This window comes from Botrimarina hoheduenensis (assembly GCF_007859815.1).
GTDB classification, from domain to species: domain Bacteria; phylum Planctomycetota; class Planctomycetia; order Pirellulales; family Lacipirellulaceae; genus Botrimarina; species Botrimarina hoheduenensis.
Window position 1 is genome coordinate 57,983 of the sequence record NZ_SJPH01000007.1, and the last position, 21,070, is coordinate 79,052.

17 protein-coding genes are annotated in these 21,070 nt (G+C 63.5%); 5 read left to right on the forward strand and 12 right to left on the reverse strand.

Annotated elements, in window-relative coordinates; translation table 11 throughout:
* Positions 1-261 precede the first annotated feature (261 nt).
* Both Pla111_RS13700 and Pla111_RS13705 read left to right on the forward strand, forming a co-directional pair.
* Positions 262-654, forward strand: a complete 393-nt coding sequence (locus Pla111_RS13700) for a hypothetical protein (RefSeq protein WP_146575015.1) — start codon at positions 262-264, stop codon at positions 652-654.
* Positions 655-802: 148 nt separating this feature from the next.
* Positions 803-1,258: a DMP19 family protein gene (locus Pla111_RS13705; protein WP_146575016.1), complete on the forward strand. Its 456-nt coding sequence runs from the start codon at positions 803-805 to the stop codon at positions 1,256-1,258.
* A gap of 657 nt (positions 1,259-1,915) precedes the next feature.
* Here the strand turns inward: Pla111_RS13705 and Pla111_RS13710 are convergent.
* The 3 genes from Pla111_RS13710 to proS form a co-directional block, all read right to left on the reverse strand.
* Positions 1,916-3,655, reverse strand: coding sequence for a cytochrome c family protein (locus Pla111_RS13710; protein WP_146575017.1), 1,740 nt, complete (start codon positions 3,653-3,655; stop codon positions 1,916-1,918).
* A 110-nt stretch (positions 3,656-3,765) separates the two neighbouring features.
* Positions 3,766-4,965 carry a DUF1573 domain-containing protein gene (locus Pla111_RS13715; RefSeq protein WP_146575018.1) on the reverse strand — a complete coding sequence of 400 codons (1,200 nt, stop codon included), beginning with the start codon at positions 4,963-4,965 and terminating at the stop codon, positions 3,766-3,768.
* Between the two features lie 188 nt (positions 4,966-5,153).
* A complete protein-coding gene (gene proS, locus Pla111_RS13720) occupies positions 5,154-6,659 on the reverse strand; it encodes a proline--tRNA ligase (RefSeq protein WP_146575019.1) in 1,506 nt (501 codons plus the stop codon).
* Between the two features lie 190 nt (positions 6,660-6,849).
* On the opposite strand from proS, the gene Pla111_RS13725 reads away from it, so the two are divergent.
* On the forward strand, positions 6,850-7,812 hold the full coding sequence (locus Pla111_RS13725) for a 3'-5' exoribonuclease YhaM family protein (RefSeq protein WP_146575020.1): 963 nt from the start codon (positions 6,850-6,852) through the stop codon (positions 7,810-7,812).
* Positions 7,813-7,866: 54 nt separating this feature from the next.
* Here the strand turns inward: Pla111_RS13725 and Pla111_RS13730 are convergent, their stop codons facing one another.
* Both Pla111_RS13730 and Pla111_RS13735 read right to left on the reverse strand, forming a co-directional pair.
* A complete protein-coding gene (locus Pla111_RS13730; RefSeq protein WP_146575021.1) occupies positions 7,867-8,586 on the reverse strand; it encodes a hypothetical protein in 720 nt (239 codons plus the stop codon).
* A 238-nt stretch (positions 8,587-8,824) separates the two neighbouring features.
* Positions 8,825-9,577, reverse strand: coding sequence for a YebC/PmpR family DNA-binding transcriptional regulator (locus tag Pla111_RS13735; protein ID WP_146575022.1), 753 nt, complete (start codon positions 9,575-9,577; stop codon positions 8,825-8,827).
* 213 nt (positions 9,578-9,790) lie between these two features.
* Here Pla111_RS13735 and Pla111_RS13740 point away from each other — a divergent pair, with 213 nt between their 5' ends.
* Positions 9,791-11,053 (forward strand): serine hydrolase domain-containing protein, encoded by a 1,263-nt coding sequence (locus Pla111_RS13740; RefSeq protein ID WP_146575023.1) that lies wholly within the window; start codon positions 9,791-9,793, stop codon positions 11,051-11,053.
* Between the two features lie 100 nt (positions 11,054-11,153).
* On the opposite strand, the gene Pla111_RS13745 is transcribed toward Pla111_RS13740, so the two are convergent.
* The 4 genes from Pla111_RS13745 to infB all read right to left on the reverse strand — a co-directional run bounded on the left by Pla111_RS13745 (position 11,154) and on the right by infB (position 16,696).
* Positions 11,154-11,819, reverse strand: coding sequence for a choice-of-anchor F family protein (locus Pla111_RS13745; protein WP_197525035.1), 666 nt, complete (start codon positions 11,817-11,819; stop codon positions 11,154-11,156).
* A 268-nt stretch (positions 11,820-12,087) separates the two neighbouring features.
* Positions 12,088-13,305 (reverse strand): hypothetical protein, encoded by a 1,218-nt coding sequence (locus Pla111_RS17310; RefSeq protein WP_197525036.1) that lies wholly within the window; start codon positions 13,303-13,305, stop codon positions 12,088-12,090.
* A 64-nt stretch (positions 13,306-13,369) separates the two neighbouring features.
* Positions 13,370-13,774, reverse strand: a complete 405-nt coding sequence (gene rbfA / locus Pla111_RS13755) for a 30S ribosome-binding factor RbfA (protein ID WP_146575025.1) — start codon at positions 13,772-13,774, stop codon at positions 13,370-13,372.
* 102 nt (positions 13,775-13,876) lie between these two features.
* Positions 13,877-16,696 carry a translation initiation factor IF-2 gene (gene infB, locus Pla111_RS13760; protein ID WP_146575026.1) on the reverse strand — a complete coding sequence of 940 codons (2,820 nt, stop codon included), beginning with the start codon at positions 16,694-16,696 and terminating at the stop codon, positions 13,877-13,879.
* Between infB and Pla111_RS13765 the strand changes: the two genes are divergently transcribed.
* Positions 16,683-16,877 (forward strand): hypothetical protein, encoded by a 195-nt coding sequence (locus tag Pla111_RS13765; RefSeq protein WP_146575027.1) that lies wholly within the window; start codon positions 16,683-16,685, stop codon positions 16,875-16,877. The genes infB and Pla111_RS13765 overlap by 14 nt on opposite strands.
* Positions 16,878-17,214: 337 nt before the next feature.
* On the opposite strand, the gene nusA is transcribed toward Pla111_RS13765, so the two are convergent.
* From nusA to Pla111_RS13780, 3 genes are all read right to left on the reverse strand, one after another.
* A complete protein-coding gene (nusA, locus tag Pla111_RS13770) occupies positions 17,215-18,621 on the reverse strand; it encodes a transcription termination factor NusA (RefSeq protein WP_146575028.1) in 1,407 nt (468 codons plus the stop codon).
* 323 nt (positions 18,622-18,944) lie between these two features.
* On the reverse strand, positions 18,945-20,633 hold the full coding sequence (locus Pla111_RS13775) for an L-lactate permease (RefSeq protein WP_231931045.1): 1,689 nt from the start codon (positions 20,631-20,633) through the stop codon (positions 18,945-18,947).
* Positions 20,634-20,752: 119 nt separating this feature from the next.
* Positions 20,753-21,067 carry a YbjQ family protein gene (locus Pla111_RS13780; RefSeq protein ID WP_146575029.1) on the reverse strand — a complete coding sequence of 105 codons (315 nt, stop codon included), beginning with the start codon at positions 21,065-21,067 and terminating at the stop codon, positions 20,753-20,755.
* Positions 21,068-21,070 lie beyond the last annotated feature (3 nt).

Consider the following 21,070-nt stretch of genomic DNA (forward strand, 5'->3'; position numbering starts at 1 on the left):
CTACGAAAGGGATTATGTTGTGGAAATTTGGGTAATCAGTTGGCTAATCTCCCCCGTCGTCGGCGCAATCATCGGTAATACAAAAGGTCGGCCCGCTGCCGGTGGCATCTGGGGACTATTGCTCGGCCCCATCGGTTGGATCGTCATCGTCATCGCGCCTGACACGCGTCCGAAGTGCCCGGAATGTGGTGGCACCACCGTTCGCGGTGCTCGCAAGTGCCAGAATTGTGGAAGCACCCTATAAGCGTAAAGGAATTCGAAATGGCTAGCACTCCGTTTTCCAACCAACGTGCCCGCGCAGCGCGTTGGATGCATGAGAGGAAGGATCGACGCGTCGACTGGTGGCGATGGACAGTCTTAACAGCCACGAATTCCGATCCGGAATGCTTGAAACTCGATAAACGAACAGCGTTCCTCGTGTTTTCCGACTTCGTTCACGATGGCATGCTCGTGCCCGTGATTGCATCTGACGGTTTCGAGGCGTACACAATTAATCCGGGCAAAGATGAACTGTGGCAGCGCGCAGCACATCCTTGGAAGTGGTGGATTCGGCACAATACACAGCGGATCATCGAATGGATTATTTCGGGGATAATCGGCGGAGTGATCGGAATTGGTCTCTTGGTGTGGTGGGATTCACTCGTTGGAAATTGAGTCCGTCGCCGAACAAATCGGTGAACCGGAGTTGGCTCGCCTTTCCGTTTTTCAATCTCGTTTCCTGCGTTTAAGGTTTTTGGTTTTTCAAGGTCTCTCGTGTTGGTCCGCCAACCCGGTTACCTCAGACGTTAGGTATCTTACCGTCATGAACAAGAACAGCGCCCTCATAGACCTGTCGGAGTCCGAGCGCACGAAGTTCGGAAAGGAGGACTTCTCGGCTCAGTCGTTTCCGCAGAAGGTTTTCTCTGCGATTTGGGCAGCCGAATCGGAAATCAACAATGGCGGCTTCGCCCAGTATTTCCAGAACACCAGTTGCGAGACTGCACCGTTTGTTTTCGAGGCGTTCGAGGCCATCGACGCTCCGCGCACTGCGGATATTTGTCGCCGTGCCGTTGCTGGTGCATTCCCCGGCGGCTTGCCGTCCACTCCAGAGGCTATTTCTTCCGCTGCCGCAGATTTCACCGACGACATCACAGAGCAGTTGGAGGCACTCGATAGCGAGTTTTTTCAGTATCCTCACAATCTGACGGATCTTCTTTTCATATTTGTCTCGAAGCATCCCGAGGAGTTTGGGCCTTTGCCGGAGGTTGACGATGCCTAACCATGCGCTGCAGCGAACCCGGCGGGGCCTCGCGGTTGCAATTGTTGCGTCCCGTGCGCCGGGTCGCTGAGCTTGGCTCGTTATCCCGCGGAATGAGCGTTATCACCAAGCTACCACTCTCCCGCCTGACCACGCCGCGGCGGGTGGCACTGGGAAAGACCTCTTTTCGGGTGCCACTGGCTCCGCCAGTGTCTTGACTAGCGATGCTCGGTTTGTACGCCCAAGCGGTCAAGCCAACGAGCTCGTAGGATGGGTGGTTCTGTCGACGTGACGCTGGTTTTTGCTGGTGGGCTTGCCACCGACAGGTTCCCCCATCACCTCGCGACGGTTAGAGATGGGGGCGAGCACGCCATCCTAGCCGGAGGCGAACTGCAGGGGTTGCATCGCCCGAGGAGACTTCCGGTGAGCCCGAGCTCGCGGCGGTGCCCGTCACCTCAGCGGATTAGCCGAGGCGAAAAGCCGTCTACCACCTATCGCTTCTGCGCGGCTGTTCTGGTCGTCGCCAAGAGCAAAGGAGTGCCCCGCCTGAGCACCGAACGCCGGTTGTTCAACCCGCATCAGCGGGACGGCTCGTGAGGATCGGGGGGATAGCCCCCGGTTCTCCTATCGGGTGCGGGTGCGGCTGCTGCGGCGGCGATTGCACGCTAAGCCGCGGCTTCAGTCCATGCCCTCGTGCTTGACCACCGGCCAGTACTCTTGGAAGTCGAAGTCGGGCGAGTTGTCGAGGTCGTGGCACTGCAGGCAGTTGTCCACCGCCTTGCCGAGCACCTGACCGGGCATGTTGCCCTCGTTCTCTTGCACCTCCAGGTGCAGCGCCTGGCGGAGGGCCGTCTCTTCGGCCTCGTCGACGTCGAGGTCGCCCAGCTCAACCGCGGCGTGCCGCGCTGCGGGGCCGTGGCAGTTCTCGCAGCCGTTGCCCGAGAGGTGCGGTGTGGCGGCGTGGCTGACCCAACCGCTGGCGAACGGGTAGTACTTTTGCGGCTCCCAACCGACGGCGTGGCACGAGATGCACTCGGGGTCGAGATGCCGAGCCGGGTTGAGCGCAACGAGCGTTTCGGTGGTCCAGAAGTGGGGGGTCTTTTCAAAGACCTCCCAGGCTGCGGTATGGCAATCGGCGCACACGGCCGAGCCGGCGAACTCCTCGTTGGTGGGATGGCGGCGCGGCTTGAGGCCGAGGCCTTCCCAGCGGAGCGTGGCCAGTTCTTGCTGATAGGCGACCAGCTTGGCGTGCATCTCGGGCGAGTCGGCCCAGCGGTGATCGAGCGGGACTTTTTGGTAGCGTGCGAGCCACCCCTGGCCCGGCTTGAGCGCGCCCTCTGCGGCGGCGGCCTGATCGCGGTACAAGCCGACGACGACGGCGTACATGCCCTTGTGCCCCACTTCCACCAGCATGGCCCCGCCGCCGCGGCGCGAGCCCTCGATGCGGCGTGCAGTCGAAGGGGGTTCGTCCGAGCCGCGGCCGGCAACCACCCAATCAAACACATCGTGCTCGCGGGCGATGGCTTCGGCTTCTGAGCGATCGCCGTAGACCATCAGCACGTTCTGATCGGCCTTGGCGGCTGCGATCTCGGGGAGCACCGCGGCGAGCGCCTCGTTGGGCGAGAGCTTGTCGAGATCGTCGCTCGGCGCGGTCTCGGCGAGCGCCTGGGGGCCCATCACGTGTGTGATCGCCACGCGCACCGCTTGCGCGCCTTCGCCCACGGTCACCACTCGCAGCCGTTTCGAGAAATCGGGGTCAAACCCCAGCACGCCGATCGACGCGCTGGTGAGCGGCGTCTGGTCGGGCGGCAGGTTGATCACCAGCCCGAGCAGGTCGGTCCGCAGGTCTTTCGGTCCGAAGCCCACGGCGTGGTAGCCGATCTCCATGAGCGATTCGATCGAGTAGCGATACTTGATCTCGGCCTGGGGACCGACGTAGCGAACCTGCTCGCCGGCGTCCATCATCACGAGCGGCCACTTCCACTGGTCGCGGAGCACCTTGACCATCGAGTGGCGGCGTTTGAGGCCCCCCTTTTGGTTTTCGAGACCCGCGCAGCCGCACGGCTCGAGATAACCGACCTGTTCGCCGGTGATGACCAGCGCGGCCTGGGGGACGGGCCAATCGGTGAAGATCGGGCCGTTGGTCTCGACCGGGTCGGGCTTGGGCTTGGCCTCGTGCGCTTCTAAGGCCTCGTAGGCCCTCTGCAGCCGCTGGCGGGCTTCCTCGTCCAGCTCGTACTTGTCGGCCAGCGGGCGGAGTTCGGCAGGGGCCACCAGGTGGGCGGGTTCGCCCTCCGGTGCCACGCCCAGTCGGCCTGTCGCCTGCAGGGCACCGGCAAGGGTGACCGCCACGGCCAACAAGACCGAGAGTTTGATCATGCCGCGGACATGCCGCTGCGAGAGGGGGTGCCGCTTCAAAGCGCTAGTTCCTTCAACGAGCCGGGTTTCCGTACAGGGGGCTTTGCCCAAACATCCGTGTCGTTACGGCTTAGCACACCCGGGGGCGGTGCGTCCACCGGAGGGGCCGCTCACTGGGTCAGGATAAAGCGCACGCGGACATCCACTTCAGGGGTTTCCGGGTGGTTGGTTCGCAGCAGAACCCGGGCGTCGCCATCGCTCTGAGCCGTGTCGTTGCGCAGAACGGGCTTCTGGCCGGTCGGCACGCGGATTGTGAGCGGGAGATGGGTTTTGGTGTCGCTCAGGCGTTTTGGTTCGCCCAGCTCGGCGATGAGCCACGGCGGATCGACCTCGACCACCTCGGCGGTCGCCCCGCTGGCATGCTCCCCTTTGAACGAGACCAAGAGCTGCGCCTCTTTGCCCTCGGCGGCAGAGATTGTGCCCAGGTTCAAGACGCCGGCCTCTTTGCTCCAGCCGCGTCCGTGCAGCGAGATGTCTCCCTGCACCACCGCCAGGATCGGTGCCTGCAACAGCGGTGCCTTGGCCAAGCTGGTCTTGATCTCAACCCATTCGGTCATGCCGCCCAGCGGCAGGCCGGGGCCCGCCTTGACATCGATCCTCACCACGGCGGTTGCCCCGTCGATCGGTGCGGTGGCGGGCTCGACCGGGGTGACGTTCACTTGGAAGCGTTCGGGGTTGCGTGACCCGGGTGCCATCTGGGCGGACACTTCGAGGGGCTCGTCTTTGTAGGCTCCCAGATAGATCGAGGCGCTGGCCGCATCGCCCGAGCCGAGAACCCCCAGCAGGAATTCACGCGGCTGCATGCCCGTCACTTCGGTCACCTGCCCCTCGACCGAGAGCTCGACGCGTGGTTGGCGGGGGTCGTTGGTTAGCACCGTGGCGGTTTGGCGGAACGGTCCTGGATTGACCTTCGCGACCCATTCGAGCCGAACCGGAGAGGACTCGCCCGGCATGATCTCACCGGTCTCGACGTTGCCGAGCGTACACTTGCAACTGGTCGCACCGACCTCGAGCCGCAGCGGTTCGGTGCCGACATTGGTAAAGACGAATTGGTGCGTCTCGGTGGCACCGCGCGCCATCGTGCCGAAGTCGTAAGCGGCGTCATCGACCTTGACGCGTGGTGCGGGGGCTTCGCGGACACTGGGGGCACCGGCCAGAGGTTCGGCGTCGCTGATGACCGGGCCGGCCGCCAGATCGGCCGACGGCATGAAGTCGTTTGTCACTTCACCCACGTCCAGCAGCGCGAGCCAGGTTCCGGCACCCGCTCCAACGGCCGCGCTGAACAGCACTACAAGCAGTAAGCTACGCATGAGTTTTTGTCGGCCGGTCAGGGCCAACCACTGATGATTAACAGAGTCGCTGAGATGGAGAGCTGAGCGCGGGCGTCACCGGGCCCTTTTTCGGCCCGTAGGGGAGATGCTCTTATTCTAGACGCTGCCCACAGATCCGCGGTAATCGTCCGGCGACTCTTACGAGATTCGATAAAAAGATCCTCTCCTCAATAAGAGCGGGCGAACACCGCCCGGCGCTGGCTGGGGGCTCCGCTGAACAGGCACTTGCCCGGGCCGTCGTCGCCCAGCAGCGGCTGAAGCGGCACGCAGCGCGGCGTGACCTTCAGCTCTTTGCACTTGGCTTCCATCTCGGGCCCCTCGGTAAAGTGGCAGTACGCCAGTCCGCCCGGCTGCCCCTCGGCGAAGAACGCCTCGAAGTCAGCCAGCGTGTCGATCACGACCGATGCCTCGTCACGAGCGCGACGGGCCCGATCGAACAGCGCTTGCTGGATGCTGTCGAGCGTTTGTCCGATCTGGGCAACGAGTTCTGCCCGTGGTGTCGCGGCACCCTTGCCGTCGGAGTCACGACGCCCCACAAACGTGGAGTCTCCCGCAACGTCGCGCGGGCCGACCTCGATCCTCAGCGGCACCCCCCGCTTGACCCACTGCCATTTTTTCTCGCCGCCGCGCAGGTCGCGGTCGTCCAGTCGGACCCGCACCGCCTCGCCGTCGTAGTGCTGCTGCTCGAGCTCGCTCTTGAGCGCCTGGCAGTAGGCCAGCACCGCGGCCCGTTCCTCATCCGACTTGTAGATCGGCAGGATCACCGCGTGCGCGGGCGCGAGCTTGGGTGGCGCGATCAGCCCATCGTCGTCGGCGTGGGTCATGATCAGACCGCCGATGAGGCGCGTGCTGACGCCCCAGCTGGTTGTCCAGGCGTACTCGATATCGCCCGACTGGCTTTGGAATTTGATCTCCTGGGCGTGGGCGAAGTTCTGGCCGAGGAAGTGGCTCGTGCCGGCTTGCAACGCTTTGCGGTCTTGCATCATCGCTTCGATCGAATACGTCGAGACCGCGCCCGGAAAACGCTCGCCGGCGGTCTTCTCTCCGCAGATGACCGGCATCGCCATCGCGTTCTCAGCAAAGTCGGCGTACACCTCCAGCATCTTACGCGTCTCTTCTTCGGCCTCAGCGCGGGTGGCATGAACGGTGTGGCCTTCCTGCCACAAAAATTCGGTCGTGCGCAGGAACATCCGCGTGCGCAACTCCCAACGCACCACGTTGGCCCACTGGTTGATCAGGATCGGCAGGTCGCGATAGCTCTGCACCCAGCGGGCGAAGGTCGCGCCGATGATCGTCTCGCTCGTGGGCCGCACGATCAGCGGCTCCTCCAGCTTGGCGGACGGTGCCGGCCGTAGGCCGCCTGCGCCGTCGGGCTCAAGCCGGTGGTGTGTCACCACCGCGCACTCTTTGGCGAACCCCTCCACGTGCTCCGCTTCTTTCTCCAAGAAGCTCATCGGGATGAACAGCGGGAAGTAGGCGTTCTCGTGTCCCGTCTCCTTGAAGCGCGTGTCGAGACGTCGCTGGATGTTCTCCCACAGCGCGTAGCCCCACGGCTTGATGACCATGCACCCGCGTACGTCCGACGTTTCGGCCAGGTCGGCGGCCTTGACCACTTGCTGGTACCACTCGGGGTAGTTTTCAGCGCGGGAGGGAGAAATCGCGGTCTTGGGCATAATGGGGCGGGAGCGGGGGGGGGCGATACCGAACGCAGCGTGCCTCGGCAGAGGCCCGTCGTACGGCGGATTTATAGCGCATCTTTGCCCCAGGCGGCAGCGGCCCCCGCGGCACGCCGACCCCGCTTTGGTAAGGTCTAGGGGTTCCCACTCTCCCGTTTGAAGCCTCCCGCCGAAAGCTGCCCCGGTTATGTCCCGCCGTTTTGTCTCCCAGCTCAATCACAACGAGACCGTTGAGCAGGTCTTTTTAGCTAGCAATAAGCAGTTGCGTCCCAATCGTCAGGGCAACCTGTACCTGCAGCTGGATCTCTCGGACCGCAGCGGAACGATCGCTACACGCAAGTGGAATGCGAGCGAGACCGACTACAAGTCGTTCGAGAACGGCGATTTTGTCTACGTCGATGGCACCGTTCAGCTCTTTCAGGGAAACCTGCAGCTTATCGCCCAGCGGCTGCGGACCGCTCGGCCCGATGAGGTGGACGAGTCCGACTATCAGACGCTGCAATCCGACGACGTCTGCCGGATGCGAGATCGCCTGATCGGAGTCCTCCGCGGCGTTAAGTCGCCCGCCCTGGCGGCCCTCGTCGAGGCGTATCTGGGGGATGAGGTCTTCATGGAAAAATTCTGCCGGGCCCCCGCCGGCATGAAGAACCACCACGCCTATCAGGGGGGGCTGCTCGAGCACTCGCTCAACATGATGGAGGTCGCCGCGCTCATCGCGCCCCGCTATCCGCAGCTCAATCTAGAAAAGCTGCTCCTCGGCGTGTTGTTACACGACTCGGGCAAGGTAGACGAGCTCAGCTACGATCGTGAAATCGCCTACACCGACGAGGGCCAGATGCTCGGCCACATGTGCCAAGCCATCAGCCATCTTGAGCAGAAGGCCAAGGACGCCGAACGCCGTGGCCAGATCGCCTTTCCGCCCGTGCTGCTCATGGAGCTTAAGCACATGATCCTTAGCCATCATGGCGAGTACGCCTACGGCAGCGCGAAGCTGCCGATGACACTCGAGGCGGTGGCGCTGCATCAGCTCGACAACCTGGACGCCAAGCTCGCGAGCATGAGCGGCCTCATCAACGACTGCCCCAACACGGACAGCCGCTGGACACAGTACTTTCCCAACCTTGATCGCAAGCTTTGGAAAGGCGTCTGAGACACAAATGGTCTTACGACGCTCGTCCGCTTGAAGGCGACGGCAAAGCGCGCCTTACTCTCCGGGGAGTATCGACATCGGTTGGGCCAGCCATTCGTTGGCTCCTTCGGCGGGGATCAATGAAATCGCCGGCGACGCGGGCGCGAAAGCCGAGTTCAAGCTTGTGAGACCCCCGTCGGACAGGGGCGAGCGTGCAGCACCCGTACGGCTTGGTTGTGAAGGCGTCGGCTTTGCTCCGCTGCTGGTAAAGTCCTCGGTCGATGTGGGGCGGGGCAGATCGATCGCGAGCGATTTTCCGCCGGCAGCACTCAGCCAGTTTTCCATGGTCGGGTCGGTTGCCTTGGAAGATCCAACCACAGGCTTATTGGTCTGCTGCGCTGAGCCGCTGGTGGAGACAGCCCCTACGGTGGACGCTGCCGTGCGGGCGACCACGGTGGGGCGGGGCGGGGCTTGAAAGCTCAGCGGCTGGGCCGAGCCAAGGGTCAACGGCGGAAGCTGTGGCCGGCGCTTCCTACGTGGTGAAGCGGGCCCGGCAGAAACGGAACGTGAGGCATCCGGACGGTCCGCTTTGGGAGCGTTTGCCGGATCGACCGGCGAGAGGCCCGCTGCGGAGAGCGCCGCTGTGGTTGCGGCTGGCGCTGTGTCTGCGCTAGGCGCTGCGGCTGCGGTGGGCGCTGCGGCTGCGGTGGGCGCGGCGGCTTGTGCCGATGCGTTTTGTATTGGTGCGGTGAGGCTGAGGGCTAACGCAAGAAAAAACAGGCGAAAGGTCACCATCGGGGGCTCTCCGAGGCGAGGAACGGGGGCGGGGAACGGCGGGCTGAAGACACGGCTCGGGTGCCGCCCAAGGCGGCCGTGTCAGGTGGGAACGAAGCCCCTTGTAGGATTCGTCTTGAGCCGTTTTAGCCACTGCAATCCGACTTGCAAGACTCTTTCACGAAGTCGGCATGATTCCTTGAAAAGTCTTTCCCTGCGGACACAAAAATTTTGCGCCAAGCCTTGATCGACATCACCGCTAGCCTGCGATTTCTGCCAGCGTGGCCTCATCGACTTCGAAGTTGGCGGCCACCTGCTGGACGTCGTCATGGTCGTCAAGCCGCTCCATGAGCTTCACGGCGTTTTTCGCATCGGTACCCGTGAGCACTACCGTTTCGTTAGGCAGATAGCCCAGCAACTGTCTCTCGGGCGTCAGGCCTTCGGCCCCTTCGATCGCGGCGGTCAAATCGTTGTAAGCGTCGAGCGGACAGGTTACGTGGAAGCAATCGCCGACGAGCCGTACGTCGTCTCCCCCCGCCTCCACCGCCAGTTCGAGCAGCGACTCTTCGTCGGTTTGATCAGCGGGAATGACGACCAGCCCCTTGCGCTCGAACATCCAAGCAGCGCAGCCCGTTGCGCCTAACTTGCCGCCGCAAACCTCGAAGATCTTGCGCACTTCAGGAGCGGTGCGGTTGCGGTTATCGGTGAGGATCTCGACCATGATGCCGACGCCGCCCGGGCCATGTCCCTCGTAGAGCACTTCCTCAAAGTTGTCGCCGCTCGTGTCGCCGGCACCCTTGGCGATCGCACGCTCGATGTTGTCCTTCGGCATCGAGATCGCTTTGGCGTCATTGATCGCGTAGCGTAACTTGAGATTCGTATCCGGATCGGGCCCGCCATGCTTGGCCGCCACGATGATCGCTCGGCTGAGCTTGCTCCAGACCTTGCCGCGCTTGGCGTCGATCGCCGCTTTTTTGTGAGCGATATTCGCCCAGTGGGAGTGGCCTGCCATAAGTGTCGCTTCGCAAGGTTTAGGTGAGGGGGGAGAGAAGGGTAGCGTCGTCAGCGGCCCGACTGCCGCTAGACAGGTCCTCCCAGCCCAGTAGTTTTGCCGCCCGCTGGGTCCGCCGCAAGGCATAAGATTCCCCCTCCCAACCCACCTGTGGTAGGGTAATGATCGATCACAGAACACGATTTAGGCCATCTAACCAACCTTGGGGCGGCTATGCGACAAGCAATCGGGCTGGTGATTTTGGGCATCACGGCGATCGCCGCGGCGGAGCCAACCATCGCGTTCCATGGCGTCTTCACGCCGGCCAAATCCTTACAAGCGGAGGTCCAGCAAGCGCTGTCCCGGCACGTGGGGGCGACCGTCTTAGTCCGCAGCGCAGGCAAGACCCTGCTGAAAGAGACTTATGGTTCTCGCAAGATCGGCACCGCCGACCTCGTGACGCCGAGCACCCTCTTCCGCCTCGCGGCGGCGACCAAACCCTTCACGGCCACCGCCGTTCTGCAACTCGCCGCGAAGCAAGAACTGCAACTTACCGACCCGGTCTCAGCGTATGTCGATGATCTGCCGATCGCGATCAGCGTCATCACCATCAAGCAATTGCTGACACATCAGTCGGGCTTGCCGCAGTACTGGACCGGCTTGGAGCGTGACAGCCCTCCCCAACAGCCTGATGGCGAGTCCTATTACACCGACGCCAATGTGCTTGCTTGGCTTCGTACAGATCCCGAGTTGGAATTTTCTCCCGGAACTTCGACGCACTATATCGATACGAACTACGTGCTGCTCGGGCTGGTAATCGAGGCGGTGACAGGACAACCCTTTGAGCAAGCGCTACGAGCACTCGTGCTGCAACCGGCCAGCATGCCGCACGCGGGCTTTTTGAGCGAAGCGGGTTTCAAGCCGGGAGAGCGTGCTTATGGGCATAATCGCATCGCTGGCGTCTCGCCGTTGCCGGCCGAAGAGATCCACCGCTTTCTCAACGATCCCACGGTGCAAGCGCTCGGCCCCGAGGCCGCCGGAGCGCTTGTGCAGCAACTCGCCCTCACCGCGCAAGGCTATGGCGTTGAAGACCAGTCCCCTTACAGCCGGATGCGGGGTGACGGTTGTCTTTACGCCTCGATCGAGGATCTAGAAGCCTGGTTCGTTGCGCTGGAGACTGGCGTCTTTGACGACGAAGTGGTCCAACTCATGCAATCGACACTTGTCGATGCCGACGGCAAACACGGCACCCAGTATGAAAACCGCCACAGCTATACGTGCGGCTGGCTGCGCGACAAAGTCGGCGATGAGTTTCGTTTGACGAACCCCGGTGCCACGCGCGGCTTTGGCCAAACGGTGCAGTGGTTGCCTACCAGCCAAACCGTTGTCGCCGTGCTTACGAACACCGATGGCGAGTGGGAAATCGACGCGGTAGGAGAAAAGCTGCTGCGCCTCGTCGCTAAAGAGATCGCTCAACCGCCGGCGAGCGGCAACTAGCGCAAACCGGCACCGTTGAGCGACTCGGGCACCGCCGCCGCGGGGGAGAGCGACCCGCATGGCTTCGCTCCCCCCGTAAGCGGTTTGCGATTCTCGATGCTCACTCGCGGCGGAGGCCAACGAGCGAAGCGCAGCCAAATGCCAACAACAGACAAAGACTTGTCGGCTCGGGCACCGCGATCGGCGACTGGCGGATCGTGAACGAAGTAATGCCGTCCGGCACGTCGATGTGGAACAGATAGTTGCCTGCGAACGAGAAGTCAGGCTGGGTTCCGCCTGAAGCGAACAGGTCATCTTCGCTCGCCGTTACGATCGGGAAGAAGAACCCGCCCGGGTTGAAATCGAGGTCGGAATCAAAGTCGGGCGAATCGAAATCGAGCCCGTCGCCTGGCAGCGACTTGACGAAGCCCGCTCCCTCGCCGAAGCCCAGTTCGATGTGATAACTGGTCCAGTCGAGGCCGGTGCTGTTCTGCACGCCTTCCATGACCAAGTACTCGGTGACGCCGCCCGTGTCCGTGACGTCGAAGACCAGATCGACGGGGCCGATCGCGCGATAGTCTTTTTGGGTGACAAAGATGCTGTTGGGAGACGTTCCGACAGCGTTGTCGTTGTTCGGGGCAACCGGCGGCGAGAACGTAGTGCCCGCCACCGAGGCGACCCCCGAGAACCAACTGAAACCGGTGATTTGTCCGGCGCTGGCAGGAGCCTGGCAGAGGAACAAGAGTGCGGCCGCGAGAGAAGAAATCAGGGTGCGTGAGAGACTCATGAGCTTCCTTCGATTCGCAAAGAAGAGAGGGTAGAACAGGCCCCTAAGAATTGGGGCGGACCGTGCCGCCATCCCCCGCCGGTAGAAGACGGGGGGAAGGTTGGCTTCACCAACCTAATCAAGATCGCCGCGGCCTGCCCGACAGGCACAGCGCGCACAAGCGGCGGAAAGTAGAAAAAAGACGAGCGGAGTCACTCGCACGGAGAATCAGCGGTTCGCGAACCGGTGCTCTTTTCCGCCGGATGCCAGACGCCGTCGAAGACACGAATTACCGCGGCTTCTTCTTGGTCACCTTCTTGGCGGTCGTCTTCTTAGTCGGAGTTTTCACCGGCGCGGACTTCTTTGCCACCTTCTTGGCAACGACTTTTTTCGCGGTTGGCTTTGTCTTGGTTGTCGGCTTTGAGGTTGGTTTGGCCGCGGCCTTCTTGGTCGCGGGCTTCTTCGCAGCCGGCTTGGCGGCCGTTTTTTTCGCCGCGGGCTTCGATTTCGCCGCGGGCTTCGATTTCGTGGTGGGCTTGGCCGGAGCCGATTTCTTGGTGGTGGGCTTTTTGGCCGCTGTTGCCTTTGTCGCTACGGCTTTGGCCGCTGCTTTCGGGGCCGCCGGTTTGCTAACAGCGGTCTTTGCAGCCCCAGGTTTTGCCGCGGGGTTCGTCGCCGCCTTTGCCTTAGCCTCTTTAACGGCTTCCCCCTTGGTCGCCGGTGCCTTGGTTGCGGCCTTCTTGTCTCCGCCGCTCTTGGCTTCCGCTTTAGCGGCCGGCTCGGGCGCAGCGGGCACCACCGGCTCGGGGGCCACGGGGGCGGGCTTCTTTTTCTTCTTGGGCAGCCGGTCTTTGCAAGAAGGATCAAGCTCGAGCAGCAGATTCTTGGTCGCCGTGCCGTACGGATTCTTGGCGATCTCGACGCCAAACTGATGCAGCACCGAGCCGAGCTCGATCCCTTTGTTCTTGGGAACGGCCCGTTCCAGGCCCGGCACTTGGCCCTTCTTCAGCTCGGCGTCCGTGATGATATCCAGCACATGCATGGCCACGAGCAGCCCGTTGTTGCACGCGATCGAGTGCCCCGCCAAGCCGTTCTGCGTGACGTACGCGACCACAAACGGTGTGACGCCGTCCTGCTTCTCGATCTGCTTTACCGACAAACCGAGGTTCTGCTTCTTCATCCCCTCAAGATCGAACGAGTAGAACGTCTCGAACAGGCTCTGCAGGGTGCGTTTCAGACGATCGGCAGCCGAGCCCGCGTCGTTGAGCGCCTTGAGCGCCTCGGTCAGCTCCGCGCGACTGCTGACCCGAACCTCGTTCCAGTCAAAGTAGCCCGATTCGAGCCCGCTCAGCGCCTTCTCGGCCGCCTCGTGCGTAGAGTTTTCGAGCAGGCAAGCGTAGAGCAGCGTCTCAAAAAGCGGACGCGGAGCCGGGGTCGTTGGCTTGTAACGCTTCTTGAGCGCGGCGATGAGCTTCGTAAGCTTGGCCGAGCGGTTCGATGCAGCCATTTAAGCGTTGAGCGGGTGTTCGTGGAACCGTGCGGGCGCTAGCGCGCCGCCGGGGCGATAATAATCACTCGGCTTCGGCGGTGCCCGCCGTATCCGGATCGGTGTCGGGTTCTTCTGACGCCACCTCTTCCGGCAGCACGTCGGAGAGCATCTTGGCGATCGCGATCGACTTCTTCACGCCTTCATCCAGCTCGAACTGAAGCTTTGGCGTGTAGCGGGTGTCGATCCGATCACTGATCCGTCCCTGGAGAAATCCGGCAGAACTCTGCAGCCCACGCAGCGCGAGTTGCTGCCGCTTTTCGTCCCCCATGATCGAGACACGCACCTTGGCCGACCGCATGTCTCCCGAGACCTGGACCCCCGTCACCGTCACGTGCTCGATACGCGGATCGCGCAGCTCCGTAAGGATCGCCATTCCGACGACCTCACGAATGGCTTCAGCGGCTTTGAGGACACGTCGAGACGACATAGACGGCGAGGGGAGGCGAAGCGGGGGGCAACTCCGGGAGCGGAGCAAGCGGGAAACGGGGGATAGCACTGTGTGGGCACGGCGGAGGACTTACACGCCGGGTCAGTCGTCGAAGGAACGCGTGACCTCGATGACCTTGTAAACCTCAAGCAGGTCGGCCTCTTTGATGTCGTTGAAGCCGCCGAGCTTGATACCGCACTCGTAACCCTCGCGGACCTCCTTGGCGTCGTCCTTCTCGCGTCGCAGGGTGTCGATGGGGTAGTCGCCTACGATGGTGTTGTCGCGGATCACGCGGGCGCGGGCGTTGCGTTCGACCACGCCTTGCAGCACGCGGCAGCCCGCGATCACGCCCAGACGGCTGATCTTGAAGGTCATCTGCACCAGCACGCGGCCGAGTTCAACCTCACGCTGCTCGGGCTTCAGCAGCCCTTCTAGCGCCAGCTTCAGGTCTTCGGCGACCTTGTAGATGATGCTGTAGCGACGGATCTCGACACCCAGTTCCGAGGCCTTCGCTCGTGCCTTGTCGTCCGCCACCACGTTGAACGCGATGATTACGGCCTCAGAGGCGTCGGCCAGCACAACGTCGCCCTCGGTCACGCCACCCACGCTGCGCTGCAAGATGCGCAACCGCACCTCGGGGTGTTCGAGCTTGGACAGCTCTTTCTCCAAGGCCTCGATCGAGCCCCGCACGTCGGCCCGCAGGATCAGATTGAGCGTCTGCACCTCGTCGGCACCGTCGAGCCGCTCGAACAGCGTGTCGAGCGTTGTCTGCCGGAAGCCGGTGGCCCCCAGGTACTCGTTGTGTTGGCTCTTGCCGCGTGTTTCGGCGATCTCACGCGCTTCGGCGATATCGTCCAAAACGTAGAGCCGCGCGCCCGCCGAGGGGGCGATATCCAGACCGGTGAGGTTCACCGGCACGCTGGGGCCCGCTTCTTCCAGGCGTGTACGCGGCGAGAGCGGATCGAGCATCGCTTTGACACGCCCGTAGGCGTCGCCGCAGACCACGATGTCGCCCACCTTTAGCGTGCCGTTCTGCACGAGCACCTTGGTGACCACACCGCGATCAGCATCTTGCTGGCTTTCGAGACACGTGCCGATGGCGGCGCGGTCAGGATTCGCCACGTACTCGTTCAGCTCCGCGACCGTGAGGATGGTCTCGAGCAGTTCGTCGAGGCCCTCGCCGGTGGTGGCACTGGTTTTGACGATCTCGGTGTCGCCACCCCACTCGCTGGGCTGGAGGCCATTCGTGTTGAGGTCGGTCATCGCACGCAGCGGATCGACCCCGGGGAGGTCGATCTTGTTGAGCGCGACAATGATCGGCACGCCCGCCGCCTTGGCGTGGCTAATGGCTTCTTCGGTTTGCGGCATCACGCCGTCGTCGGCGGCGACAACGAGCACCACGATGTCGGTCACGCCGGCACCGCGGGCACGCATCTCGGTGAACGCCTCGTGGCCCGGCGTATCGACGAACGCCATCGGTCGGCCGTTGTTCTCGATTCGATACGCGCGGATATGCTGCGTAATCCCCCCCGACTCGCCCCCGGCCACATCAATGCCGATCAAACGATCCAGCAGCGACGTCTTGCCGTGGTCAACGTGTCCGAGGAACGTGACAACCGGAGCCCGCGCGACGAGCGACTCTTCCGGATCCTCGATCTCTTCCAGCCGCATCAGCACACGGTCTTCGAGCGTTTCGGGCTGGAGGAAGTCGACGTCAACGCCCAGCTCGGCTGCGATGAACTCGGTCAGCTCGGGGTCCATCTGGGCGTTGATGTTGGTCATCACGCCCTCGTCCATCAGGATCCGCAGGATCTGCACGGCGGGCACCCCCGCGGCTTCGGAAAGCTCCTTGACCGAGCACGGCAACTGAACGGCGATACGGTCCTTACGCGGTGCCGCGGTGTTGACACCGGTGCGGCGTGTCCGCCTCATCATCCGTCGGGGCCGCATGGCGGTGCGGCCGCTGCGGTTGCGGTTGAGCTGACGGGCCTCGCGGCCGCCCAGCATCGGGGTGCCGCGGCGCTTGCCTTCGGCTTCTTCTTCGGCTCCTGCTTTGTCGCGAAGTTTGGCGGCTTCGAGGGTCCGTTCGGCGCGCTTGAGCTGAGCGGCAAGCGGCTTGGCCCCGCCGCTGCGCGATGCCCCCATCACCTCGGACGGGAGCTTCATGTCCGGCTTTTGGGTCGGTCCGTCGTCCGCCGCGCGGGCCTTCACCGGTGCTTTCTGCGCGGGGGTCGGCAGCGCAGCGAGCTTGACCACCGGGCGCGCCTTGGGGGCCGCCTCACGCGGCTTGCCCGTGCTGGGTTTGCCCGCTCCGGGCTTGGCACCGATGACGGGCATCTTGCCGCCTGCGCCGCCGGGGCCCATGTAGTCGTCGCGCTTCATCATCCGAGCCAACGGGCCCGGCTGTGATAGATCGGTCTTGCGTGCTTCTTCGGATTCACTGATCGGCGCTACGTGGTCAGTTGCTTCGGCGACCGGTGCGGAGGTCTCAACCTCGGCCCGGGTCTCCGTTGCGGGGGCTTCGCCGACCGCTGGTTCCTGATCGCCGCTGTCGGCTGCCGCGGGTGTCTCTTCGGTAGCCTCGGCGATCATTTCTTGATCGGTGCGCTGCAGTCGCGCATTTGCCGAGCGACCCGCTTTGGGGGCGCTGATCGTGCGCAGACGATCCGAGGCACCGTCCCGGGTTGGACGCACCATTGCCGGTGCGGAGCGAGAGGCCGGGGCTTTTGCGGTTGCTGCCGCGCTAGGGCCGGACTTTGCCGACGAGCCCTTCAGAAAATCGGTCACCTTGACGACTTCGTCGTCGGTGAGGCTCGCCAGGGCCGAACCCTTGCCGGTCACGCCGGCACGAGCGCACACATCAACAAGCTCCTTGCTGTCGATGCTCAGTTCTTTCGCGAGTGAATATATGCGGACCGCCAAGGTCTCGTATCTCCGTGCTTCCGTGTCGCCGTGTCGCGGCGCTGACCAAACGATTCGGTCAGCGTTGGACGCGGCTCCTGCGGAGGAGCGGGCGGTTCGCGGTGCCAACGCTCGGGTGATCGCTCACGCCGAGGTGGCCTTGCTGGGGGGCACTCACGAAACCATCCGCACGCCTCTCTAGGTGGGTAGTAAAAACGCTCAGTTTGCTTAAGTACGCTGCCCGGGGACCGTCCCGGACGGGACGTGTCCTTTTGGACAGGCCCGCTCGGTGCTAGCCGAGCGAGACGTTAGTGCTGGTCAGCGCTCCTAGCGCAGACCCGATATTATGCCACGCTCTCAGCGTGCGTGCGAGGTGCCATAACCGTTAAATCCGCTGAAACCTGTCCGCCAGCGGCCTCTGTGAGGCAACCGCTGGTGGGGTTGCGGATCCACCAGGGCGATTTTCCACTCCGCACGGCCGGCAGCCCTAGGGGCGTCCGGGGTGAGGCTGGTGGGGGGAGGGGGTCCGGACCTGTTTTTTAAGATTCTGGGGTGGGCTTCGTCTCCTCAGCGTCATCGGTAGCAGCGTCGTCGGTAGCAGCGTTCTCGCTAGTAGCCTCGTCGGCCGAAGCGTCGTCGGCGGAAGCATCGTCGCTAGCTGATTCGCCCTCGTCCGCGGCGTTCGCTTCCTCTTCCCCCTCGCCAGCGGTCTTGCCCGCGGCGGCATCCGCCGCGGCCTGGATTTCATCCAGCTTGTCTTGTTCACGCTTGATCCGGCGGGCTTCAGCGGCCGCCTGCTCAGCCTGCTCGGCCTTCGACTCGGCTTGCTCGATGATGTTGTCAGCCTGCTCCTGGGTTAGACCCCCGATCTCGCGCAGGTCGTCGGGCTCGATGATCGAAAGGTCGTCGTAGCTCAAGAAGCCCTCTTCCACGAGCTTCTCGGCTACTTCCATCTCGAGGCCTTGGATCTGGCTGAAGCCATCGATCGCGCGGTCGATATTCTCAGCCAGTTCGTCCTGGGTCATGATCTCGATGTCCCAACCGCTGAGCTTGCTGGCGAGTCGCACGTTCTGACCACGCCGGCCGATCGCGAGCGAGAGGTTATCCTCTTGCACCAGCGCGATCGCGCGGCCGAGCATCTTGCAAAGGATCACCTGCTCGACCTCGGCGGGTTGCAGAGCGTTGGGGATGAGCACTTCTAGGTCGTCGTCCCAGCGGACGATATCGATCCGTTCACCGGAGAGTTCGTCGACGATGTTCTTGATGCGGTTGCCGCGCACGCCGACGCAGGCACCCACGCAATCAACCCGCGCGTCGCTGGAGATGACGGCCACCTTGGAACGGTAGCCGGGCTCGCGGGCCATGGCCCGGATCTCAATGATGCCGTCGGCGATCTCGGGGATCTCTTGCTCGAAGAGCCGTTGCACGAGCGCGGGCATCTTCCGGCTGAGGATCACCTTGACGCGGCTGCCCGCTTTGCGGGCCTCGTAGACGGTGCAGCGGACCCGCTCGTTGACGTGGTGCGTCTCGCCGGGGATCTGCTCGCTGCGCGGCAGCAAGGCCTCGACATTGGGCAACACGACCGTCGCCGCGGCACCCTCGTTGCGGTGGATAACGCCGCTAACCATCTGGCCGACCATGTCGCTGTACTCGTCGTACAGCGCGTCGCGCTCGGCCTCGCGAATCTTCTGAATCATCACCTGCTTGGCAGTCTGCGCACCAATGCGGCCGACGACCTCTTCGGAGTCAAGCTGCTCGCCGTCGCAAACGGCGTCGATCTCGCCGCTCTTGCGGTCAATCGCGACCGTGATCGCCGCCTCTTCGCCGTAGTACTTTTGGAGCGCCGAGACGAGCGCCGCTTCGATTCCCTCGAAGACGATTTCTTGCGCGATATTTTTGTCGCGGTGGATCGCATCGACGATCCGCAGGATCTCGTTGGCGTTCATGGCGGTGCTTTCGGCCCGGCGAGGGGCGGCCTGTTTAGGTTGTCGAATTGTCCAAATTGTCTCGCGTCACGACGGGCAAAGGAGCAAGGCATTGCTCCCTCTGTGGCCGGGCGACGCGGTCAGCATGAGAAAAAAGCCGGCCAAAGGCCGGCTTCTTCTCTCCAGAAGCAGTAGTTCTTCGTATTTCCGGTTACCCGATCACCCGGGTCACGGGGAAAAGCGAGCCCTACTGCTCCAGCTGGCAACCCTACGACGCCCAGCCGGTGGCGTCAAGCTGCGCTGCATCGAGACGGCCCACGCAGGGACCCGCCCGGCCCTGCCGATCACGAAGCGATCACTCCAACCACAACGACGTACAGCAAAACCGTAGCGACCAAGTAATACAGGAAAATCCAGCCAGTCTGGCGCAGCAGCGTCCCCTCCTGGGCGTGGCTGCCCACGACCGCTGAAGCCGCCACCACGTTGTGGATACAAACGGTGTTTCCCGCGGCACCGCCGACCGCCTGCAACGCGACGATCCAGAGGGGGTCGGCACCGATCCGCTCAGCGATGTTGAACTGCAGCAACGAGAACAGCATGTTGCTGAACGTGTTGCTCCCCGCCAGCGCGGCTCCTAAGCCGCCGACGGCTGGTGCCGCGACGGGCCAGGCCCCCCCGAAGAGCCCCTCGAGACGCGTCGCCAGGACGAGCGGCATCGTCTCGTAGGCCTGGCTGCCGACGCCGCTGTTCAGGAACACTTGCACCAGCATGACCGAGAACAGCAACGCGGGGATGGCGGGAAGCAGGGTCTTTAGTGAAGCGCGCCACACGCTACCGTAGTCGCGGGCCGCTAAGCCCACACGGTGTCGAAAGAACAAGAAACTCAGTACCGAGACGCTCACGAAGATCGTCGAAGGCAGCGTCAGCGGGCGCAGGTCGTATTGGAGTTCGGTTCCCAGCAGCGCTGGCAAATGAACAACGGCTTCTGTCAGCAGCGATCGCAGCGGTAGCTGGGGCAGACGGGTCAGGATCAAGAGCAAAGCGACCAACGCATAGGGTGCCCAGGCCAGTCGGGTCCCGATCCGCGGGTCGGGGGCGATGAGCGCGGCCGGCTGGGCGTCGGCAAAGTCCCAGGGTTCGCCACACGGCAAGAACCAGCCACGCCGCACGGCGACGACGAACAGCAGCGTGCCGACGAGCGATCCGACCAGCGTCGGAAACTCGGGGCCCAACAGCACCGCCGCCGCCAGGTAGGGGACCAGCATCGCCGCCGCGGCAAAGAGCGCCAGCTGCCAGACCTCGAGCCCCTCGCGAAACGAGCGTCGTGCGCCGTAAAAGCGGGTCATGAGCGCAACGAGCAGCAGCGGCACCAAGAGTCCGACCAGGGCATGCGTTGCCGCGATCTTCAGGCCGATCGCTTGGAGCAGCCCCCGCCAGGCTTCGGCGTCGCGTAAGCCCTCAGCGGCACCGAGTTCCGCGGCCAACGCGAGAGCACCCGGATCGCCAGCGAGTCCGCTGGAAACGCCAATCAAGAGCGGCGTCCCGGCCGCCCCGAACGAAACACAGGTGCATTGGATCGCGAGCCCGGCGAAGATTGCGGGCATCTTCGGAAAGCCCAGGCCGACCATCAGCGGCACAGCGATCGCGGCGGGCGTGCCGAAGCCCGCGGCCCCTTCGATAAATCCTCCGAAGAACCACGCCACGAGCAGCACCTGAACGCGACGATCTTCGGAAACCTCAGCCAGACTCATGCGGATCCGGGCAAGCGCTCCGCACCGTTCGAGCGTTTTCAACAGCAGCACGGCTCCAAAGATGATGGAGAGCAATTCGAGCGCGATGATCGCCCCACGCAGCGACGCCGCCAGGGCGGTGATCGGTGCCACGCCCCAGACACCCAGGGCCACTGACAGTGTCGCGGCGTAAGCGATCGGCATGGCCCGCTGCGCCGGCCACCTCAAACCGAGCAACAGCACCCCCGCCACCAGCAGCGGTGCAACGGCGAGCAGTGCGAGCAGGTCGGGGCTCAAGGACAAAGCGGGTGGCCGCGTAGCGGGGGGGCGGTGATGCCGTGCCGCTCACTCCGCTCGAAGAAGCGGTGGCGACGCAGACTTCGGTCACCATGCCTTCAGCGGGGCGCTCCGTCAACAGAGGCTCAGCTGAGCACCACCGCGGTCCCACTGGCCGCCACCATCAGCATGCCGTCGCGGATGACTTCGTAATCGATATCGACCCCGACGATCGCGTTGCCACCCAGTCGGACGGCTTCTTCGGTCATTTCTTGCAGGGCGATCTGGCGGGCATCGGCCAGCTTCTTTTCGTAGGCACCGCTCCGGCCACCGATGATATCGGTAACGCTGGCGAAGAGGTCGCGGACGACGTTGGCCCCCATGATCGCCTCGCCCGTCACCACACCGCGATAGTCGCGGATCGGTCGGCCTTCGATGGTGGGGGTTGTGGAGATCAGCATGAC

What these genes read in the sequence shown, in the direction of transcription:
- Pla111_RS13765 (WP_146575027.1), top strand. Translation starts at nt 16,683, where the DNA reads ATGCGGACCGCCAAGGTCTCGTATCTCCGTGCTTCCGTGTCGCCGTGT.
- Pla111_RS13725 (WP_146575020.1), top strand. Translation starts at nt 6,850, where the DNA reads ATGTCCCGCCGTTTTGTCTCCCAGCTCAATCACAACGAGACCGTTGAG.
- Pla111_RS13735 (WP_146575022.1), bottom strand. Translation starts at nt 9,577, where the DNA reads ATGGCAGGCCACTCCCACTGGGCGAATATCGCTCACAAAAAAGCGGCG.
- Pla111_RS13745 (WP_197525035.1), bottom strand. Translation starts at nt 11,819, where the DNA reads ATGAGTCTCTCACGCACCCTGATTTCTTCTCTCGCGGCCGCACTCTTG.
- Pla111_RS13705 (WP_146575016.1), top strand. Translation starts at nt 803, where the DNA reads ATGAACAAGAACAGCGCCCTCATAGACCTGTCGGAGTCCGAGCGCACG.
- Pla111_RS13700 (WP_146575015.1), top strand. Translation starts at nt 262, where the DNA reads ATGGCTAGCACTCCGTTTTCCAACCAACGTGCCCGCGCAGCGCGTTGG.
- Pla111_RS13730 (WP_146575021.1), bottom strand. Translation starts at nt 8,586, where the DNA reads ATGGTGACCTTTCGCCTGTTTTTTCTTGCGTTAGCCCTCAGCCTCACC.
- proS (WP_146575019.1), bottom strand. Translation starts at nt 6,659, where the DNA reads ATGCCCAAGACCGCGATTTCTCCCTCCCGCGCTGAAAACTACCCCGAG.
- Pla111_RS13740 (WP_146575023.1), top strand. Translation starts at nt 9,791, where the DNA reads ATGCGACAAGCAATCGGGCTGGTGATTTTGGGCATCACGGCGATCGCC.
- Pla111_RS17310 (WP_197525036.1), bottom strand. Translation starts at nt 13,305, where the DNA reads ATGGCTGCATCGAACCGCTCGGCCAAGCTTACGAAGCTCATCGCCGCG.
- nusA (WP_146575028.1), bottom strand. Translation starts at nt 18,621, where the DNA reads ATGAACGCCAACGAGATCCTGCGGATCGTCGATGCGATCCACCGCGAC.
- Pla111_RS13780 (WP_146575029.1), bottom strand. Translation starts at nt 21,067, where the DNA reads ATGCTGATCTCCACAACCCCCACCATCGAAGGCCGACCGATCCGCGAC.
- rbfA (WP_146575025.1), bottom strand. Translation starts at nt 13,774, where the DNA reads ATGTCGTCTCGACGTGTCCTCAAAGCCGCTGAAGCCATTCGTGAGGTC.
- Pla111_RS13715 (WP_146575018.1), bottom strand. Translation starts at nt 4,965, where the DNA reads ATGCGTAGCTTACTGCTTGTAGTGCTGTTCAGCGCGGCCGTTGGAGCG.